This is a genomic window from Nonomuraea sp. WAC 01424 (assembly GCF_003947315.1).
Classification (GTDB): Bacteria; Actinomycetota; Actinomycetes; order Streptosporangiales; family Streptosporangiaceae; genus Nonomuraea; species Nonomuraea spiralis.
In genome coordinates this window covers 305,694-324,129 of record NZ_QHHZ01000009.1, presented here as the reverse complement: position 1 = coordinate 324,129, position 18,436 = coordinate 305,694, and the positions used below count along the sequence as shown (strand labels likewise).

At 73.4% G+C, this 18,436-nt stretch carries 12 protein-coding genes; 6 read left to right on the top strand and 6 right to left on the bottom strand.

Features of this window, described 5'->3' with window-relative positions:
- Positions 1–19 precede the first annotated feature (19 nt).
- Positions 20–2,269, top strand: coding sequence for a hypothetical protein (locus tag DMB42_RS25845; RefSeq protein ID WP_125637586.1), 2,250 nt, complete (start codon positions 20–22; stop codon positions 2,267–2,269).
- Here the strand turns inward: DMB42_RS25845 and DMB42_RS25840 are convergent.
- Positions 2,229–3,416: a cytochrome P450 gene (locus DMB42_RS25840; RefSeq protein WP_260477940.1), complete on the bottom strand. Its 1,188-nt coding sequence runs from the start codon at positions 3,414–3,416 to the stop codon at positions 2,229–2,231. The two genes, DMB42_RS25845 and DMB42_RS25840, sit on opposite strands and share 41 nt — an antisense overlap.
- 105 nt (positions 3,417–3,521) lie before the next feature.
- Between DMB42_RS25840 and DMB42_RS25835 the strand changes: the two genes are divergently transcribed.
- The 3 genes from DMB42_RS25835 to DMB42_RS25825 all read left to right on the top strand — a co-directional run bounded on the left by DMB42_RS25835 (position 3,522) and on the right by DMB42_RS25825 (position 10,426).
- Complete coding sequence (locus tag DMB42_RS25835; RefSeq protein WP_260477939.1) at positions 3,522–6,929, top strand: phosphodiester glycosidase family protein; 3,408 nt, start codon at positions 3,522–3,524, stop codon at positions 6,927–6,929.
- Positions 6,930–7,113: 184 nt separating this feature from the next.
- Positions 7,114–9,291, top strand: a complete 2,178-nt coding sequence (locus DMB42_RS25830) for a glycogen debranching N-terminal domain-containing protein (RefSeq protein ID WP_125637583.1) — start codon at positions 7,114–7,116, stop codon at positions 9,289–9,291.
- A gap of 28 nt (positions 9,292–9,319) precedes the next feature.
- A complete protein-coding gene (locus DMB42_RS25825) occupies positions 9,320–10,426 on the top strand; it encodes a glycosyltransferase family 4 protein (RefSeq protein WP_125637582.1) in 1,107 nt (368 codons plus the stop codon).
- Here the strand turns inward: DMB42_RS25825 and DMB42_RS25820 are convergent.
- Positions 10,348–11,271 (bottom strand): LysR family transcriptional regulator, encoded by a 924-nt coding sequence (locus DMB42_RS25820; protein ID WP_125637581.1) that lies wholly within the window; start codon positions 11,269–11,271, stop codon positions 10,348–10,350. The genes DMB42_RS25825 and DMB42_RS25820 overlap by 79 nt on opposite strands.
- Before the next feature lie 352 nt (positions 11,272–11,623).
- Here DMB42_RS25820 and DMB42_RS25815 point away from each other — a divergent pair, with 352 nt between their 5' ends.
- Positions 11,624–12,517, top strand: a complete 894-nt coding sequence (locus tag DMB42_RS25815; RefSeq protein WP_125637580.1) for a TNT domain-containing protein — start codon at positions 11,624–11,626, stop codon at positions 12,515–12,517.
- Between the two features lie 107 nt (positions 12,518–12,624).
- Positions 12,625–13,518 (top strand): MBL fold metallo-hydrolase, encoded by an 894-nt coding sequence (locus DMB42_RS25810; protein ID WP_125637579.1) that lies wholly within the window; start codon positions 12,625–12,627, stop codon positions 13,516–13,518.
- Positions 13,519–13,557: 39 nt separating this feature from the next.
- Here DMB42_RS25810 and hutH read toward each other — a convergent pair whose 3' ends face one another.
- The 4 genes from hutH to DMB42_RS25790 all read right to left on the bottom strand — a co-directional run bounded on the left by hutH (position 13,558) and on the right by DMB42_RS25790 (position 18,309).
- Positions 13,558–15,225 carry a histidine ammonia-lyase gene (gene hutH, locus DMB42_RS25805; protein WP_125637578.1) on the bottom strand — a complete coding sequence of 556 codons (1,668 nt, stop codon included), beginning with the start codon at positions 15,223–15,225 and terminating at the stop codon, positions 13,558–13,560.
- A gap of 130 nt (positions 15,226–15,355) precedes the next feature.
- The gene (locus DMB42_RS25800) at positions 15,356–16,141 is read right to left on the bottom strand and encodes an ABC transporter ATP-binding protein (protein WP_125637577.1); all 786 of its coding nucleotides are present in this window, start codon (positions 16,139–16,141) and stop codon (positions 15,356–15,358) included.
- Positions 16,131–17,243 (bottom strand): iron ABC transporter permease, encoded by a 1,113-nt coding sequence (locus DMB42_RS25795; protein ID WP_221762329.1) that lies wholly within the window; start codon positions 17,241–17,243, stop codon positions 16,131–16,133. The genes DMB42_RS25800 and DMB42_RS25795 overlap by 11 nt, the downstream gene beginning before the upstream one ends.
- Complete coding sequence (locus DMB42_RS25790) at positions 17,236–18,309, bottom strand: ABC transporter substrate-binding protein (protein WP_125637576.1); 1,074 nt, start codon at positions 18,307–18,309, stop codon at positions 17,236–17,238. Before DMB42_RS25790 ends, DMB42_RS25795 begins: the two co-directional genes overlap by 8 nt.
- Positions 18,310–18,436 lie beyond the last annotated feature (127 nt).

Here is an 18,436-nt window from a genome sequence, read left to right as displayed (position 1 = left end):
TTTGCGTGATCCTGATCCCATGGACGGATTCCTGGACCCCACCTGCGGAGGCGTGACCGAACTACGTGTGCACGGTGTCTCCGGCACCCCGCCGGCGAGCATCCTCAACCATCCCCATCCCCGGCAGATCGCCGGGGACTCCACCACCGGCTTCTACCGGCGCTGGTGGCCGGGCGGCCGGCCCGACGGCGAGCAGGCCGACGTGCCCGGCACTCGCCACCGCGAGGCCTACGCCTGGGGCGGCCTCACCTCGGGCGGCAGGACCATCGCGCTCTGGCTGCTCCTGCTGCCCTTCTCCCTGGCCAACCTGTCCTACTTCATGCTCCCCAGACCTCCCGGAGGCGCCCGCCTGCGGCACGTGACGGAGGCGGCGCAACGCCTGTTCGCGCTGCTGCTCACGGGCACCCTCGTGGGCGCGGTCACCCGGGCGAGCGTCGACCTCATCGGCTGGCAGTGCACCGCGGCCGGCCGGGCCTGCGCCCGCGAGAGCGCGCCCGCCTGGGTCCACTGGATGAGCGAACTGTGGGGGGCCGAGCCGTCGCGGCGGCTGGCGGTCGCCGCGCTGGCGCCGTTCGCGGTGGTCGTGCTGCTGTGGTGGCTGGCGCGGCGCACCTGGGAGCGCGACGAGCAGACCGGCGTGCCGCACGACGGCGGGTCGCGTCCGGGGCCGCTGCTGGCCCAGCCCCGGCTGTGGCACGGCGGCGCGCCCGTGTGGCGGTTGCGGGCCGTGCACGTCGCCTTCGCGCTGGGCTCGATCGGGCTGGCCGTGTCGGGGCCGTTCGTGGGGAGCGCGCGGGGGCTGGCGCTGACCGCGGCCAACGTCGCCGTCCAGGTCGCCGCCGCCGCGCTGGCGGTGCTGCCCGCGATCGCCCGGCGGCTGGCCGTGGTGGAGGCGGTGCCGCCCTGGGTCACCCGGGCCTGCCGGGTGCTGCGCGTGGCCGGGCCGCTGGTCTTCGTGGCCACGATCGCCTCGGCCGCGGACGGGATGTCCCCCGCCCTGCCGGGCCGGCAGCTTCCCGGCCTCGGCTTTGGAGCGTTCCAGTTCGGGACGACGCTCGGGCTCGGCCTGTTCATCCTGGTGGCGACCACCGTCCTGGCCCGCATGGACCGGCAGGCCGGGCCGGGCGACCCGATCGAGCGGCGGGCGCTGTACGGCATGGCCGCCTGGTTCACGCTGATGGTGGCGGCCGGCAGCGCGAACGTGCTGGCGCTCGGCCTGATGTTCTGGACCGCCACCTTCTTCGGCGTGCCGGCCTCCGTCGCCGAGCCTGGGCCGGTCGATCGCCGGCTCTACCTCGACGACCCGGTCTGGTGGACGGCCGCGCTGGTGCCGCTGCTGGTGGCCGGGTTCGTCGGGGTGGCGGTCGCGTTGTGGCTGATCCGCGGGTCGGCCGCCGCCGCGCTCACGCCGAAGCTGACCCCGTACTACGGCGCCTACGACCGGGACGTGGCCGGGAAGTGGGCGCTGGCCGGGCTGACCGACCGCGCCGGGCTCGTGCTGGCGGTGGTCACCGGCATCGGCGCGGCCGGTTCCGGCGCGGTGACCGTGATCTACCGGTTCCATCTGTTCGCCCCGGTGGGCGGGCTGGCCGGGCTGCTGGCCTCGGTCGGGAGCTGGGCCATGACGGCGATCGTCGTCGGCCTGGTCCTGCGGGGCCGCCGCACGTACAGCGACACGCGGCTGCGGCGCACGGTCGGCATCCTGTGGGACATCTCGACGTTCTGGCCCCGGGCCATCCACCCGCTGGCCCCGCCCTGCTACACCGAGCGCGTCATCCCCGAGCTGCTCGCCCGGATCAACACCCTGACCAGGTCCGGCGGCGAGGAGGTGGTGTTGTCGGGCCACAGCCAGGGCAGCGTGCTCACCGCCGCGCTCGTGCTCCAGGTCAGACCCGAGCTGCGCCCCCGCGTACGGCTGCTCACCCACGGCTCGCCGCTGCGCCGCCTGTACGCCGCCTTCTTCCCCGCCTACTTCGGCACCCGCGGCCTGTCGGCGATGCGCGACGCCGTCCGCTGGACCAATCTCTACCGGCTGAGCGACCCCATCGGCGGTCCGGTCTTCCGCCGGGTCGATCCCTTCGGCCCCCGTCCGGCGGGCGAGGGCGAGCAGACCGTCGACCGGTTCTGCTGGGACCCGCTCCAGCCCGGTCCCGGAGAGCCGCTGCCCGAGGCGCGCTGGCACTCCGACTACTGGCTCGACCCGGCCTACGAGGAGACCCTGACCCGTCTCACCAGGTCAGATGGAGCTCCTCAGGGGCGCGGTGGATGAGCGTGGCGGCCATGGTCACGTCCCGGCGGGCCAGCCGGAGGCCGGGCAGCTCGCCCACCAGCAGCTCCAGCGTCACCCGAAGCTGCTCGCGGGCCAGGAACGCGCCGGGGCAGCCGTGCACGCCGTGCCCGAACGCCAGGTGACGGCCGCGCGGCCGGGTGATGTCGAAGTCGTCGGGCCGCTCGTACACGGCGGCGTCCCGGCCGGCCGAGGCGTAGGAGACGAACACCGTCGCGCCCTCCGTGAGCGGCGTGCCGGCCAGGGTGAGCGGCCTGGTGACGCGGCGGCGGAATCCCTGGACGGGCGACTCGTACCGGGCGGCCTCCTCGATCGCGGCCGGGATCAGCTCGTCCGGGCGCGCGCACAGCAGCTCCCACTGGCGCCGGTCGCGCAGCAGGCGGTGCACGACCGAGCCGAGCAGCGCGGTCGTGGTGAGGTGCCCGGCCAGCATGACGTTCTCCACGTTGGAGGCGATCTCGTCGCGCTGCTCGGCCGTCGGCTCGCCGGGCGCGAGGGCGCGTACCACCTCGCCGGTCAGGTTCGCGGCGGCGCGGGAGCGGTCGGCGTGGGCGGCCAGCAGGCGCCGCAGCGCGGCCACCTCGCGGGCGGCGGCGATCTGCTCCTCCTCGGGCATCGGGGTGAACAGCAGGTCCTCGGCCCGGCCGCCGCCCCTGATCGCGGCGGGCACGTCGGCCGGGTCCAGGCCGAGCAGGTGGCCGATCACGGTGGCCGGCAGCGGCCTGGCGTAGGCGGACATCCACTCGCCGCCGCCGGCCTTGGCGAACGCGGCGACCAGCTCGGCGGCCGTGGCGGCGACGAACGGCAGCGCGGCGCTCACCCGGGCGGGCGACAGGCCCCGGGTGAGCGGCCGGCGGTAGCGCTGGTGGGCCTCGCCGTCGGTGCTCAGCACCACGGGCGCGCCGCCGGGGACCCCGGCCAGCTCGGCGAACGCGCGCGGCCCGGGGATCACGTCCGGCCGTAGCGCGCCCTTGGAGGAGAAGTCGCCGGGCCTGGACAGCACCTCGCGGACGTCGTCGTGCCTGGCCACGAGCCAGGCGTCCAGCTCCTCGACGAAGGTCAGCCCGGGGGCGGCGCGGGCGCGCGCGTAGAGCGGGTACGGGTCGCGGTAGAGCGCCTGTCGGTCCACGCGTCCCATCGTCCGGCCAGGCCGGGGACGCGACAAGATCTGAAATTTTCTTTTAGTTCACCCTCAAGTCTTGAAACTTATATCCACGAACGATTGAGTTCGGTCGTGCAGACCCTCCGTTTCCTGGCCGCCGCCGCGCTCGTCTTAGGGCCGGTGGCCTTGAGCGCGCCCGCGCAGGCCGACCCCACCCCGCCCGCCGAGGACGCGCTCAAGGCGTCCTCGTACCCGCCGCCCTCCACGCTGATCAGCCAGGCCACCGCCGGGCAGCCGCGACTGGAGACCGCCAAGAGGACCCGGCCCGTCGCGCCGGGCATCTCGCTGACCTCGTACGACACCTACGACGCGCTCGGCTGGCTGCGCGCCGACGCGGTGACCGCCGACCTCGGCGGCACCAAGGGCGGGCCCAAGGCCGACTACGTCTTCTCCGGCGAGGTGACCAAGACCGAGCCGCTGTCCGGCCCCGCCGGCCGCTCCCACGCCGTGGCGGCGGTCAACGGCGACTTCTTCGACATCAACAACTCCGGCGCCGCCCAGGGCATCGGCGTGCAGGACGGCACGCTGGTCCAGTCGCCGGCCGCCGGGCACGACAACGCGGTCGCCGTCACCGGCGACGGCCTCGGCCGGGTGCTCAAGATGTACTTCGAGGGCACCGCCACGCCCTCCGGCGGCGCGCCGATCGCGCTCACCCAGTTCAACCAGATCGTGCAGGGCGGCGGCGTGGGCCTGTTCACGCCGCTGTGGGGCTCCTACAACCGGGCCCGCGCCGTCGAGGGCGCCTCCTCGGTCGCCGAGGTCGTCCTGGTGGACGGCGTGGTGAGCGAGGTGCGCACCGCCGCGGGCACCGGGCCGATCCCCGCCGGGACCACGATCCTGCTCGGCCGGGACGCCGGCGCGAGCGCCCTGTCGGCCCTGAAGGCCGGCGACCGCGTCGATGTGAAGTACCAGCCGAAGGCGTCGGACGGCTCCACCGTCAAGGCGGCCGTCGGCGGCAACTACGTCCTGGTCAAGGACGGGGTCGTGCAGAACTCCAGCGACCCGGCCGCGCACCCGCGCACCGCCGTGGGCTTCTCCGCCGACGGCAGGAAGATGTACCTGCTCACCGTGGACGGCCGCCAGGCCGACAGCCGTGGCGTCACGCTCAACGAGCTGGCCGCCATGATGGTCGACCTCGGCGCGGCCAACGCCCTCAACCTCGACGGCGGCGGCTCCTCCACCATGCTGGCCCGCGAGCCCGGCTCGGCCGCCGTGCAGGTGGAGAACAGCCCCTCCGACGGCGGCGAGCGCCACGTGCCCAACGGCCTGGCGCTGTACGCGCCCGAGGGCAGCGGCAAGCTGAAGGGCTTCTGGCTGGAGACCGCGAGCGACCCGGCCAAGGCGCCCGGCGTCGGCCCGGTCGCCGGCGGCCGCCCCGACCGCGTCTTCCCCGGCCTGACCAGGCGGCTGACCGCCGCCGGCTACGACGAGACGTACGGGCCGGCGGCCGGCACGCCGTCCTGGCGGGCCAACCCCGCCGTGCACGGCGTCATCAGGAACGGCCGCTTCCACGCCCTGGTGCCCGGCCAGACCACCGTCACCGCCTCGCGCGGCGGCGCCAAGGGCACGCTCGGCCTGACCGTGCTCCAGCCGCTCCAGCGGCTCGGTACGACGGCCGACCGGCTCGGCATCTCGGGCGCCGACGGCAGTGCCGCGTTCGGCGTCGTCGGCTACGACGCCAACGGCAACTCCGCGCCCATCGAGCCGGACGACCTGACGCTCGACTACGACAAGAACCTGTTCGAGGTCACCCCGGCCGAGCACGGGTACTTCACCGTCAAGGCCCGGCAGGCCACCGGCTCCGGCCTGATCACCGCCAAGGTCGGCAAGATCACCACGGCCGTCCCGGTGACCGTCGGGTTCGAGTCCAAGCCGGTCGCCGACTTCGAGGACGCGGCCAAGTGGACCTTCGCCGCCGCCCGCGCCACCGGCTCCCTGTCGGCCGCGCCCGGTCAGAGCGGCGGCGGGCTCAAGCTGTCCTACGACTTCACCACCTCGACCGCCACCCGGGCCGCCTACGCCAGCCCGCCGCAGCAGATCGTGGTGGACGGGCAGCCGCAGGCGTTCGGGTTGTGGATCAACTCCACCGGCAAGGGGGAGTGGCCCAGCCTGGAGTTCTACGACGCGCTCGGCCAGTCGCAGATCCTGCGCGGGCCGTACATGACGTGGACCGGCTGGCAGTACGTCGAGTTCCCGGTGCCCGCCGGGGTCAACTACCCGCTCAAGCTCCGGCGCTTCTACGTGGCCGAGACCAGGGCCGACGCCAAGTACACCAACGACATCCTGATCGACGGCCTGGTGGCCAAGGTGCCGCCGTCGATCACCGCGCCCCCCGTGCCCAAGATCGCCGACCCGGTGGTCAAGGCGGACGTGGCCAAGGCGCCCTGGCGGTTCGCGGTCATGTCGGACGCCCAGTTCGTGGCCAGGAACCCCGACAGCGACATCGTCAGGAACGCCCGCCGCACGCTCCAGGAGATCAAGGCCGCCAAGCCCGACTTCCTGCTGATCAACGGCGACCTGGTGGACGAGGCGTCGCCGGAGGACTTCGCGCTGGCGAAGAAGATCCTCGACGAGGAGCTGGGAGGAGAAGTGAAATATCACTACATCCCCGGCAACCATGAGGTCATGGGCGGCAAGATCGACAACTTCAAGGCCGTCTTCGGCGACACGTACGGCACCTTCGACCACAAGGGCACCCGCTTCGTCACGCTGGACACCTCCCGCCTGAACCTGCGGGGCGGCGGCTACGACCAGGTGGCGATGCTCCGCTCCGAGCTCGACAAGGCGGCCAAGGACGCCTCCGTCGGGTCGGTCGCCGTGCTGTTCCACGTGCCGCCGCGCGACCCCACGCCGGGCAAGGGCAGCCAGCTCGGCGAGCGGAAGGAGGCCGCGCTGGTCGAGGGCTGGCTGGCCGACTTCCAGCGCGACACCGGCAAGGGCGCGGCCTACATCGGGGCGCACGTGGGCACGTTCAACGCCTCCCGCGTGGACGCGGTGCCGTACTTCATCAACGGCAACTCCGGCAAGAACCCGGCCACCGCCGCCGACGACGGCGGCTTCACCGGCTGGTCGTTGTGGGGCGTGGACCCCGTGACGCCCGCCGAGGCCGAGCACGTACGGCGCAACTGGTTCGCCGACGCGCCCGGCTGGATCGGCACCCAGGTGCGGCCGCACGTGGACGAGCTGACCCTGACCGCGCCCGCGACCGTCGCGGTCGGCGCCCCCGCGCCGGTCACGGCGACCGTCCGGCAGGACGAGCGGGCCGTGCCCGCCGCCTACCCGGTCTCGGTGACGTGGTCGGGCTCGCCCAACCTGCACGTCGGCACCCGCCAGACGGCCAAGCCGTGGCACGTGGCCGTGCTCGACCCCGGCACGGGCACGATCACGGCCCTGCGGGCGGGGCAGGTGACGGTCGCCGTCACGGTCAGCGGCGTCACCCGCCAGGCGACCGTGGCGCTCACCGCCAAGGCCGCCGCCTGAGGCCCCCGGCCGGGGAGGTGATCCCTCCCCGGCCGGCTGGCCCATATGTACGGATATATCGGTACGAAGTGCCAAAAATCTTGGCAGCCATGGGATTCCCCATTCTTCCTCCGGATAGCACTCCTGACGTGCGGGGACTGCCCTCGCAGGCGAGGGACCGGGGGAACGACTAGGGGGTTCGTCCGTGAACGCATGGACCTTCGAGGGACAGCCCGGCGCGCTGGGCGACACGGTCACCCTCGTGGAGGGCAGCTCCTTCTGCGTCTGCCAGCACGGCGGCGACATCGTCCCCGGCGGCGCCCAGGGCGTCTACCACGCCGACACCCGCCTGCTGTCCCGCTGGATCCTGCGCGTGGACGACCACCCCGTCGAACCGCTCCAGGCGATCATCCCCGAGCCGTACCACGGCACGTTCCTCGGCAAGGCCAGGCCGCGTCCAGGAGGGGCGGAGAGCACCCTGCTCGTGGTGCGCGAGCGCTACGTCGGCGGCGGGCTGCGCGAGGATCTCGTGCTCCGCAACATGTCCGAGGAGGCCGCGGGCTGCGCGCTGTCGGTGCAGGTCGGCGCGGACCTGGCGGACCTGTTCGAGGTCAAGGCCGAGCGGGTCCGGTCGGCCGACGACGTGGAGATGACCACCGGCGAGAGCGGCCTGGTGGTCTACGCGCCGAGCCGGGCCCGCGGCGCCAGGATCATGGTCGAGTCGCCCGGCACGCCGGTCGTCGCCGCGCCCGGGCTGCTCATCTTCAACATCGTGGTGCCCGCCCGCGGCGAATGGCGCGCCAGCCTGCTCGTGACGCCGACCCACGAGGGCGAGGAGCCCTCGGACCGGGTCCCGGCCGCCCACCCGGCCCGGCCCGACGCGCCGGCCCGCCGCCTGGCCGAGTGGACCGCCAGCACCCCCGTCGTGGAGAGCACGAACGCCGCCCTCGTCGAGGTCCTGGCCCGCTCCCGCGAGGACCTGGGCAGCCTGCGCCTGTTCGACCGCGACCACCCGGACGAGCCGCCCGCCATCGCCGCCGGCGCGCCCTGGTTCATGACGCTGCTCGGCCGGGACTCGCTGCTGACGTCCTGGATGGCGTTGCCGCTGGACCACACGCTCGCGCTCGGGACGCTGCGCAGGCTGGCCCGGCTCCAGGGCGTCAAGGTCGACCCGCTCTCCGAGGAGGAGCCCGGCAAGATCATGCACGAGCTGCGCTTCGGCGCCCAGGACGACTCCTCCCCGTACGCGGGACGGGCCTACTACGGCTCGGTGGACGCCACCCCGCTGTTCGTCATGCTGCTCGGCGAGGTGCGCAGGTGGGGCGTGCACTGCGACGCGGTCGAGGACCTGCTGCCGCACGCCGACGCCGCCCTCGCCTGGATCGAGGAGTACGGCAGCCGCGACGGCCTCGTCTGGTACCAGCGCAAGACCGATCGCGGCCTGGTCAACCAGGGCTGGAAGGACTCCTTCGACGGCGTCAACTTCGCCGACGGCACCATCGCCCGCCCGCCGATCGCGCTGGCCGAGGTGCAGGGCTACGTCTACGCCGCCTACCTCGCCCGCGCCCACTTCGCCTGCCACGAGGGCGACCAGGCCGCCGAACGGCGCTACGTGGAGCGGGCACAGGCGATCAGGGACGCCTTCAACGAACGTTTCTGGCTGCCCGGCCCCGGCTACTACGCCATGGGCCTGGACGGGCGCGGCCGGCCCATCGACGGACTCGGCTCCAACATGGGCCACTGCCTGTGGTCCGGCATCGCCGACGAGGACAAGGCACGCCAGGCGGCCGGGCACCTGCTCTCGCCCGAGATGTTCACCGGGTTCGGGGTGCGCACGCTGGCCTCGTCGATGGGGGCGTACAACCCGATGAGCTACCACAACGGCTCGGTGTGGCCGCACGACAGCGCGATCATCGCCACCGGGCTGATGCGCTACGGCTACGTCGAGGAGGCCCAGCGCATCGCCGTCGGGCTGCTGGAGGCCGCGCACGCCTTCGGCGGGCGGCTGCCGGAGCTGTTCTGCGGGTTCGACCGGGGGGAGTACCGGCAGCCGGTGCCGTACCCGACGTCGTGCTCGCCGCAGGCGTGGGCCGCCGCCGCGCCCATCCAGCTCCTGCGCACGCTGCTGAGGCTGGACCCGGGGGTGCAGTACGGGAAGATGTGGCTGGTCCCGGCGCTGCCCGAGGGATTCGGGGACGTGACGATCAGGGGCATGCCGGTGGGGGACTCCAGGATCGACATCGCGGTCAGGGGCGACGGCGGCACGCCCACGGTGTCCGGCCTGCCCGAGGGCATGGAGCTGATCACCGAACCACGCTGTCCCATCAGCGGCGCCTGCCGTCCCGGCCTGGCCCGCAGGACGAACGGCCTGTCGACGTTGTGACGATCGGACTCGCACAGGGGGTGCTGGGATGATGGAGCCCGAAAGTGACTGGGAAGGCGCGTTGCGCATCGCGATGATCGCTCCGCCCTGGGAGGAGGTGCCGCCGCGGGCCTACGGCGGGATCGAACAGATGCTCGCCGACCTGATCATCGGGCTGTCGGGCCGCGGCCACGAGGTGACCCTGATCGGCTCGGGCAGTACGGAGGTCCCGGCCAAGTTCCTGGCCACCTACCCGCAGGCGCCCTCGGAGCGCATCGGTGAGTCGCTGCCCGAGGTGCTGCACGCCGCCCAGGCATGGCGGGCGCTGGAAGGGCTGCCCGCCGACATCGTGCACGACCACTCGCTGGCCGGGCCGCTCACGGCACTCGGCCGGGCGACGCCGACCGTGGTCACCTGCCACGGCCCGGCCGCCGGCGAGCTGGGCGAGGTGTACCGCGCGCTCGGCGAGCACATCGGCCTGGTCGCGGTCTCCGACGCGCAGCGCGCGAGCACGCCCGACCTCAACTGGATCGCCACCGTGCACAACGCGCTCGACGTCGCCACGTTCCCGTTCCAGGAGCACAAGGAGGACTGGGTGCTGTGGCTGGGCCGGTTCAGCGACAGCAAGGGCCCGCACCTGGCCATCGACGCCGCCCGCGCGGCGGGCCGCCGCATCGTGCTGGCCGGCAAGCTCACCGAGCCGTGCGAGCAGGCCTACTTCGAGGAGCACGTACGGCCCCGGCTCGGCCCCGACGCCTCCTACGTGGGCGAGGCCGGCGCCGGGCGCAAACGCGAGCTGCTGGCCGCCGCCCGCTGCATGGTCTTCCCCATCCAGTGGGAGGAGCCGTTCGGCATGGTCGTGATCGAGGCGATGGCGTGCGGCACGCCGGTCGTGGCGATCGGGCGGGGAGCGGTGCCGGAGATCGTGGTGGACGGCGTGACGGGGTTCGTGCTGCGGGAGGTGGAGGAGCTGCCCGCGGCGATCGAGGCGGCCGGGCGGCTGGACCCGTACGCGTGCCGGGCCCACGTCGAGCGGCACTTCGGCCTCGGCGCGATGGCGGCGGCCTACGAGGCGGTCTATCGCCGTATGCTGGCCGCTCCGCGCCCGGTCCGGCTCGCCGACGAGCCCGCGCCGCCCGGCGGGGCCGTGCGGTAGATCTCCGCGGCGAGGCGGGCGAACGAGCGCACCAGCGGCCCCGGGTCGCCGGCGGCCCAGGCGACGACCAGCCGGCTCGGCGGCTTGCCCGTCAGCGGCACCGCCACCAGGCCCTCGGGCAGCGGATGGCCGAGCGTGGTCAGCCCGACCGTGCCGTTCCACAGGACGGCCTGCGTGCACTCGTGGACCGTACGCACCACCGGGCCGTCGTGGAGCGGCCCGCGCGGCCCGCTCCAGTAGGCCCGCCAGATCGGGTCGGCGCCCTCCGGCAGCCGGAACCACGGCCGGTCGGCGAGCTCGTCGGGCCGTAGGTCCGCGCGCCCGGCCAGCGGGTCGTCGGCGCGCAGGACCACCCCGACCGGGTCGGCGCGCAGCACCCGCGTGACCAGCCCCGTCCCGTCGAACGGGGTGCGCGTGAGCGCGACGTCGACCAGCCCCGCCCGCAGCCCGGCGGTCGGGTCGGCCAGATCGGCCTCGCGGACCCGGACCCGCACGCCGGGGTGGCGCTCGCGGTAGGCGGCGGCCAGCGCGGTGCCGGCCTCGGCGGCGCTGTCGGCGAGCGTGCCCACGGTGAGCACGGCCGGGCCCGCCGCGGCGGCCACCCGGGAGCGCAGCCGGTCAGCCCGGTCGAGCAGCTCGCGGGCCTCGTCGTAGAGCGCGGCCCCGGCGGGGGTGAGCGAGACTCCGGCGGGCGAGCGGTGCAGCAGCAGCTGGCCGGGCTCGCCCTCCAGCCGCCTGATGGCCCTGCTCAGCGGCGGCTGGGTCATGTGCAGCCGCTCGGCGGCCCGGCCGAAGTGCAGCTCCTCGGCGACCGCGACGAAGTTCCTGAGCAACCTCAGATCCATGCCACCACCAGAGGCCGTGCCCGGTCCCGCACGCCACCGTCCCATGCGCTTGCTTCGGTACGCATGTCCCGACAAGACATGCGAAGTGCAGCATACTTAGAAAAATCGTCGCATGGCAACAAGTGCTGTATTTGATGCCGCACTTTTTGCTCTTCCCTGGTAAGGCCGACGATGCATTGTGGGCGACCACGGGGAATGTAGCTGTCGATCAGCGCATTCGACACCCGGTCGTACGCGCGCGGGCATTGCTGTGGCGTTCTCATGAATTGCGCACTTGCCGCCGTCCCGGGTATCGCCGAATTGCTCGTGATCTTCCTTCATTCGTTTTCACTTGCACGATCACAGGAATGTCATGCGATATCACCGACGAATTGCCGTCCTGGCCGCCGCCATCTGCCTGGTGGCCTCGGGTGGCGTGCCCGCGCACGCCGACATCGCCGTACAGGCGGGCACCCGGCTCAGTCAGCCGGAACTCTTTCTGCGGACGCCGCCGCCCGGCAAAGGCGAGTCCGAGAAAGGGGAGAAAGAGACCGGCGGTCTGGTCTGCGGGCCGCCGTACCTGACCGGGGATCCGGACCTGGGGCCGACGCTCCTGCCCAGGACCGGCTACCTCGGGGGCATCCTGCGCGATTACGTGCCGCTGGGCGGTCTCAGCCCGCAACACTTCCTCTCGCGTTACTGGGACTACGCCGTCAACAATTACCGATTCCCGCCCGACTCCGGGTTCGGCCGTTCCGGTGATTATCCCAACGGCCGGCTGCAGCTCAAGACGACGTTCCTGCAGATCGGCATGCGGCTCGACCGTTTCGGCGGATACTCGGGCTCGTTCCTGTCGCCGATGGGTGATCTGTTCATCCGGCGGGCGCTGCCGCCGCGCAATCTGAACACCAACCCGCAGGACCCCGAGCACGTGTGCAATTATCACGCCTTCCGGGTGCTCAAGTCGTTCCGCGTCGAGGTGGGCCCGGCGGCGCCCGCGTTCGAGCAGTCGGGCGGCGGCACGCAATATCACGTGGTCAGCCGGTACATTCCCGAAGCTCCGCAGACGAGCGACGAGGTCCCGGTGAGCTGGCTGCTGCAGAACGGATATCTACAGGAGATCGAGCCGGTCCTGGCGCCCGTCAAGACCGGCGCCGCCACGGAGCCCCGCGCCGCCGAGTCCCGGGACATGGGCGAGTCCGGCCCGTACGTCGTGACCCGCAGGTGGGCCCCGACCGGCCGCCCGCCCGCGTACGACCGATCCTAGGGCCCTGACCTGCGGTGATACCCGAACGACATCGGGCCTCCAGAACCGGACTTGGACGCTGCGGCGTCCGGCGCGATGGACTGGAGGCCGTCTTCGGAGGAGTCACCATGACTGAGACCACCCTGCCGGACCCGGCCGTCCACCTCTCGGACGTCCGGGAACTGGCTCCCGACCTGCTGGTCGTCCCCGACGGGGGCGTGCCGCTGGTGCCGAACATCGGTCTGATCGGCGGCCGGGACGCCGTCCTGGTCGTCGAGACCGGCATGGGCCCGGCCAACGCCCGGCAGGTGCTGGCCTTCGCCGCCGAGCACGCCCATGGCCGCCGGCTCTACCTGACGACCACGCACTTCCACCCCGAGCACGCCTTCGGCGCGGGGGAGTTCGCCGGCGAGGCGACGTACCTGGTCAACCGGGCCCAGGCCGACGATCTGCGGACCAGGTTCGGCGGCTACCTGGAGATGTTCAAGGGGCTCGGGGAGAGCGTCGCGCACCGGCTCGACGGCGTCGCGCAGCCCGTCCCCGACCTCGTCTACGACCAGGAGCACGACCTGGACCTCGGCGGCCGGGTGGTGCGGCTGCGGGCCACCGGGCGCGCGCACAGCCGGGGCGACCAGGTGGTGAGCGTGCCAGACGCGGACGTCCTGTTCACCGGCGACCTGGTCGAGGCCGGGCAGTTCGCCATCTTCCCGTGGTTCCCGCCGCACGACGCCGACGTGTCCGGCACCCGCTGGCTGGCGGTGCTGCGCGGCCTGGCCGAACGCGCCCCCCGGGTGGTCGTGCCCGGCCACGGCGAGATCGGCGGCCCCGGCCTGCTGGCCGACGTCCGCGACTACCTCGAACTGCTGCGGGACGAGACGTGGGCGCGCCGCGACTCGGCGATGAGCGAGGAGACGATCATCGAGGAGGTCTCCGCCCTGATGATCGAACGCCACCCGGAGTGGGCCGGGCGCGAGTGGATCGCCAGGGGAGTGGGCTGCCTGTGCTCGGAGCACCCCGCCTGACCTGCCGGATGCTCCGAACGCCCTGCCTGACCGGTCGGGTCACGGCTCGACGGACGGCCTCAGCGCGCCGCCGCGCACCAGCGAGATCGCCCGCTCCAGGTCGGGGGTCAGGTAGCGGTCCTCGCCGAGCGGCGTGATGAACCGCCTGATCTCGGCGTGCAGGGCGCGGGTCACCGTCCCGAGCGGCAGGCCGGCCATCTTCGCCGCGATGAGGTCGATGCCCTGCGCCGCCATCAGGTACTGCACCGCCAGGACGGTCTCCAGGCGGTCGAGGTTCTCGTGCAGGTCGCGTACCGAGGCCATCGCCATCGTGTTGTGGTCCTCCTGGCCGTCCTTGACCGGACGTGACAACGTGCCCGCCGGGTGGGCCCTGACCTGCATCTCCGGGACCAGCGCGGCGGCCACCGTCTGCACCTGCACCATCCCGGAGTTCAGGCCGACGCTCCCGCCGGCCAGGTTCGCCGGCAGGTCGTAGCTCCAGCGGGGCGACAGCAGGCGTCCCGACAACTCCTGCGACAGGACGCCGACGTCGGTGATCTCGGCGTTCAGGCTGTCGGCGAGGTGGCCCATGATCGAGCCGTCCCAGTTGCCGCCCATCACGAACTCGTAGCCTGGGCCCCGCTCGCGCCGGAAGATCAGCGGGTTGGAGGTCGAGGCGTTGGCCTCGCGCAGCAGGGTCCGGCGGGTGGCGGCGAGCACCTGGCGCAGCCCGGCCATGATGTGCGGGGCCGCCCGTACGGACACGGCGTCCTGCACGCGCGGGTGGTAGTCGGCCGGGTTGAGCCGCCGGCGGCCCTCCTCGGTCATCCAGCCCGAGCCCGCCACCATGGCCCGCAGCCGCGCCGCGACCGCGTCCTCCTCCGGGATGCGGCGCTCCCGGTGCGTACGCGCGTCCAGCGAGCCGCGCTCGGCCCTGGTCGCCTCCATGAACAGGGCGAAGGCGCCCTCGGCCTGGTCGGCGAGCACCGTGGCCCGGTGCACGGCGTGCAGCAGCGTGGCGGCCAGCACCGTGCTGCCGCTGATGATCGGCAGCGCCTCCCCGGCCTCGAAGGTGAAGGTCCTGGCCAGGCCCGCGCGCGGCAACATCTCCGAGGCCGGTCCCACCGCGCCCCGGTAGTGCACCGGCGCGTCCTCGCCGAGCGCGGCCAGCCCGGCCGCCGCCTGCGGCTGCAGGTCGCCGGTGCCGAGCGAGCCGATCTGCGGCATCACCGGCACGACCCCGGCGTTCACCATGGACAGCAGCCGCTGCGGCACCTCGGGCCGTACGCCGACCTTCCCCCTGGCCATCTGGTTGGCCTTGAGGACCAGGGCCAGCCTGACCACGTCGTGGGGCAGCGGCGGGCCGACGCCCGCGGAGTGCGAGCGCAGCACGTTGCGCTGGAACTGCTCGGCCTCCTCGGGCGAGAGCGGGCGGTCCTTCAACGGGCCGAGCGCCTGGTTCCAGCCGTACACGCGCTGGCCGCTCAGCGCCGCCAGCGCCCCCGCCCGCGACCTGGCCATGCGGGCCCGCGCCGCGTCCGACACCCGCGCGACGACGGGACGGCCCTCCAGGATCGCGAAGGCGTCGCGCAGCGAGAACCGGTCGCCGTCCAGCACCAGGTTCAGCACCGGCGCCGCCGCGGGGGCGGGCGCCGGGGCCGGCGCTCGGACGGCGACCGCCCGCTCCGGTACGCACACCGCCGCGACCAGGCCGACGCCCGCGGCCATTCGTCCCACTTTGCTGATCAACTCAGCCCCCCGGCCCGTTTCCGACGAAGATCCATTCCGCTCCGTTTATAGCCGTGCGGTCAGGTGTCGCCGGGAAGGCTCCACACCGGGGGACGAGTGCTGACCGGCCCTAGGGCAGGCGCTTACCTCCTGCCTTGGACGCCACCGCGACGTGCGGCCGGCCGGTGATCGGATGCGGTCCGACGTGGGCCAGGACGCCGAAGACCTCCTCGATGAAGGCCGGCGTCAGCACCTCCAGCGGAGGGCCCTGCCCGGCGACCCGGCCCTCGCGCAGGACGACGATCCGGTCGGCGTAGGCGGCGGCCTGGTCCAAGTCGTGCAGCGCGGCCAGCAGCGTCAGACCGAGCGAGCGGATCAGGTCCAGCAGGAGAAGCTGCGAGCCGACGTCCAGGTGGTTGCCCGGCTCGTCCAGGATCAGCAGCGGCGCCTCCTGGGCCAGCGCGCGGGCCAGCAGCACGCGCTGCCGTTCGCCGCCCGACAGCGTGGTCATCAGCCGGTCGGCCGCCCAGTCCATGCCGACCCGTTCCAGGGCGGTGGCGACCACCGTACGGTCGGCCGCGCTCTCCCGGTCCAGGGCCCGCTTGTGGCTGTGCCGGCCGGCCGCCGCGACCTCGGCGACGGAGAACCCGTCCCCGGCCGGGTTGTGCTGGGGCAGGACCGCCCGCCGCCGCGCGGCGTGCCGGGGCCGCATCCGCCACAGGTCGTCGCCGTCCAGCCGGACGACGCCGCCCGTGGGACGCAGCGACCGGTAGACGGTACGCAGCAGCGTGGACTTGCCGCTGCCGTTGGGCCCGACGAGCGCCACGAACTCGCCCGGCCCGGCGCTCAGGGTGACGTCGGTGACGATGGGCCGCGCGTCGATCGCCGCGCTGACGCCCGCGAGGTCAAGCCGCATCGCCGCCTCCCGCCCGCCGCCGGCGCAACAGCCACAGGAAGAACGGCACGCCGAGCCCGGTGGTGAAGATCCCCACCGGCAGCTCGTTCGGCCGGTCGGCCACCCGCGCCGCCAGGTCCACCAGCACCAGGAACACCGCGCCGGCCAGCAGCGACACCGGCAGCACCCGGCGGTGGTCGGCCCCGACCACGAACCGGACCATGTGCGGCACCATCAGCCCGATGAACCCGATGCCGCCCACCACGCTGACCACCGTGGCCGTCAGCAGCGACCCGGCCGCCAGCAACCCGATCCGCAGCGCGGCGACCGGCACGCCGATCGCGACGGCCGACTCCTCACCGGCCAGCAGCGCGTTGAGCGCGCGCGCCTGCGAGCACAACCAGGCCACGCAGCACACGACGAGCAGCGCGGGCACGCCCAGATCCGCCCACGACGCCCCCGCGACGCTGCCCATCAGCCAGAACATCATGCCCTGCAACTCGGTCGGGTTGAGCTGGAGCTGCACGAACGTGGTGGCCGCCGAGCACAGGTAGCCCACGGCCACACCGGTCAGCACCAGCCAGGAGTCCAGCAGCCGCCCCGATCGCTGGGCCAGCGCGTACACCACCAGCGCCGACAGCAGCGCGGCGGCGAACGCGGCCCCGGTGACGCCCACCGCGCCGGTCAGCCCGGCCAGCGCGCCGCCGCCCAGCGCGGGCACCAGCACCGCGCCCAGCGAGGCCGCCGAGGACACACCCAGCACGTACGGGTCGGCCAGCGGGTTGCGGACCAGCGCCTGCAACGCCACCCCGGCCACCGACAGCGCGGCCCCGGCCAGCGCGGCCAGCAGCGCGCGGGGCGTACGGATCTCCCACACGACCTGCGCGAGCAGCGGGTCGGCCTGGTCACCGCGCCCGGTCAGGTACGCCCACACCACCCCCCACACCTGGCCGAGCGGCAGGTTCACCGACCCGACGGAGATCCCGATCACCAGGGACGCGACCAGCGCGACCCCCAGACCGGCCAGCAGGAACCCGGTCGCCCGCCCGGACACCGCGTGCGGCCGCCGCCGCGGCGGGACGGGCGCGCCGCGGCGCGGCGGGGCCGTCAGCGTGTCAGTCACCGGGATGCACCGCCTTGGAGATCTTCTCCACGGCCCAGGCGTTGAGCGGCCCGAGGTAGACGCCGTCGGAGACGACCGTGAAGGCCCTGGACTTGGCCGCAGCCCAGTGGGGGTAGGCGGCGAACAGCTTCGCCGCGGCCTCCTCGCCGTTCTCCGCGGGCGTGAACAGGCCGACGACCAGCACGTCCACCTGGGCGGTCGCGAGCTGTTCGCGGTTGAGAGTGCGGGTCATGTCGGCGGTCTGGCCGGCGAAGGCGTTGACCCCGCCGGCCGCCCTGATCACGTCGTCGTAGATGCCGCCGGTCATCACCGCGGGCAGGCCGTTGGCGTTCATCATGGCCATGCCGGGATAGGCGATCAGCACCTTCTTCGGCGGCAGCGACGCGACGCGGGCCCGTACGGACTCCACCCGCGCCCGCAGCCGTCCGATCAGGTCGAACGCCCGCCGCTGCACGTCGAACACCCGCCCGAGCAGGCCGATGAACTCCAGCGAGGAGTTGATCGACTGGTTGCGGTAGGCGCGTTTCTCCTGCTCGCTCGCCTCCGGCTTGCCCATCGCGCAGTTCACCGGATTGACCAGCGAGGTGATGCCGGCCGCGGCGAGCTGCTCGCGGGTCGCGAAGCCCCTGCTCGCGTCGAACCCGCCCGACCAGGTGGAGACCACCAGGTCCGGCTTGAGCCTGAGCACCTGCTCGGCGGGCACGTCGAAGTTCTTGTTCATGGTCAGGCCGCCGGTCGGCAGCGCCTTGATCCGGCCGGTCATGGACGGGTCGTCGGACACGCCGTAGCTCTGGGCGTTGGCCAGGACGGTCTTGTCCAGTCCGAGCATCAGGAAGCTCTCCACCTCGCCGACGCTGGTGCCGTTCAGGATCAGCACGCGCTGCGGCGGGCGGCGGAAGGTGACCCGCATGCCGCAGTTGTCGAAGGTGAGGGGGTAGACGGTCCGGCCGGCGGCGGGCTGGACGCCGGTGGGCGTCTGGCCGCCGGTCGCCGCGGGCGCGCCGCAGGCCGAGGCCAGCAGCACGAGCGCGAGCGCCGAGGCTCGGCGGGTACGGGTGGATCTCATGGGTGATGTCCTCTGAGTCGAGTCGCGGGCACGCCGCGCCGGCTCCATGGCGGAGGCGGGGCGCGGCGGCGAGCCGGGCTGGTCGTCGGAGGAACCGAGGGGGTCGCGGGCGCGCGAGGGACCGCGG

Bases quoted from the DNA above. Each gene is read 5' to 3' on its own strand.
- DMB42_RS25790 (WP_125637576.1), bottom strand. From the start codon at position 18,309: ATGAGATCCACCCGTACCCGCCGAGCCTCGGCGCTCGCGCTCGTGCTG.
- DMB42_RS25810 (WP_125637579.1), top strand. From the start codon at position 12,625: ATGACTGAGACCACCCTGCCGGACCCGGCCGTCCACCTCTCGGACGTC.
- DMB42_RS25845 (WP_125637586.1), top strand. From the start codon at position 20: ATGGACGGATTCCTGGACCCCACCTGCGGAGGCGTGACCGAACTACGT.
- DMB42_RS25800 (WP_125637577.1), bottom strand. From the start codon at position 16,141: ATGCGGCTTGACCTCGCGGGCGTCAGCGCGGCGATCGACGCGCGGCCC.
- hutH (WP_125637578.1), bottom strand. From the start codon at position 15,225: ATGGCCGCGGGCGTCGGCCTGGTCGCGGCGGTGTGCGTACCGGAGCGG.
- DMB42_RS25820 (WP_125637581.1), bottom strand. From the start codon at position 11,271: ATGGATCTGAGGTTGCTCAGGAACTTCGTCGCGGTCGCCGAGGAGCTG.
- DMB42_RS25815 (WP_125637580.1), top strand. From the start codon at position 11,624: ATGCGATATCACCGACGAATTGCCGTCCTGGCCGCCGCCATCTGCCTG.
- DMB42_RS25825 (WP_125637582.1), top strand. From the start codon at position 9,320: ATGATGGAGCCCGAAAGTGACTGGGAAGGCGCGTTGCGCATCGCGATG.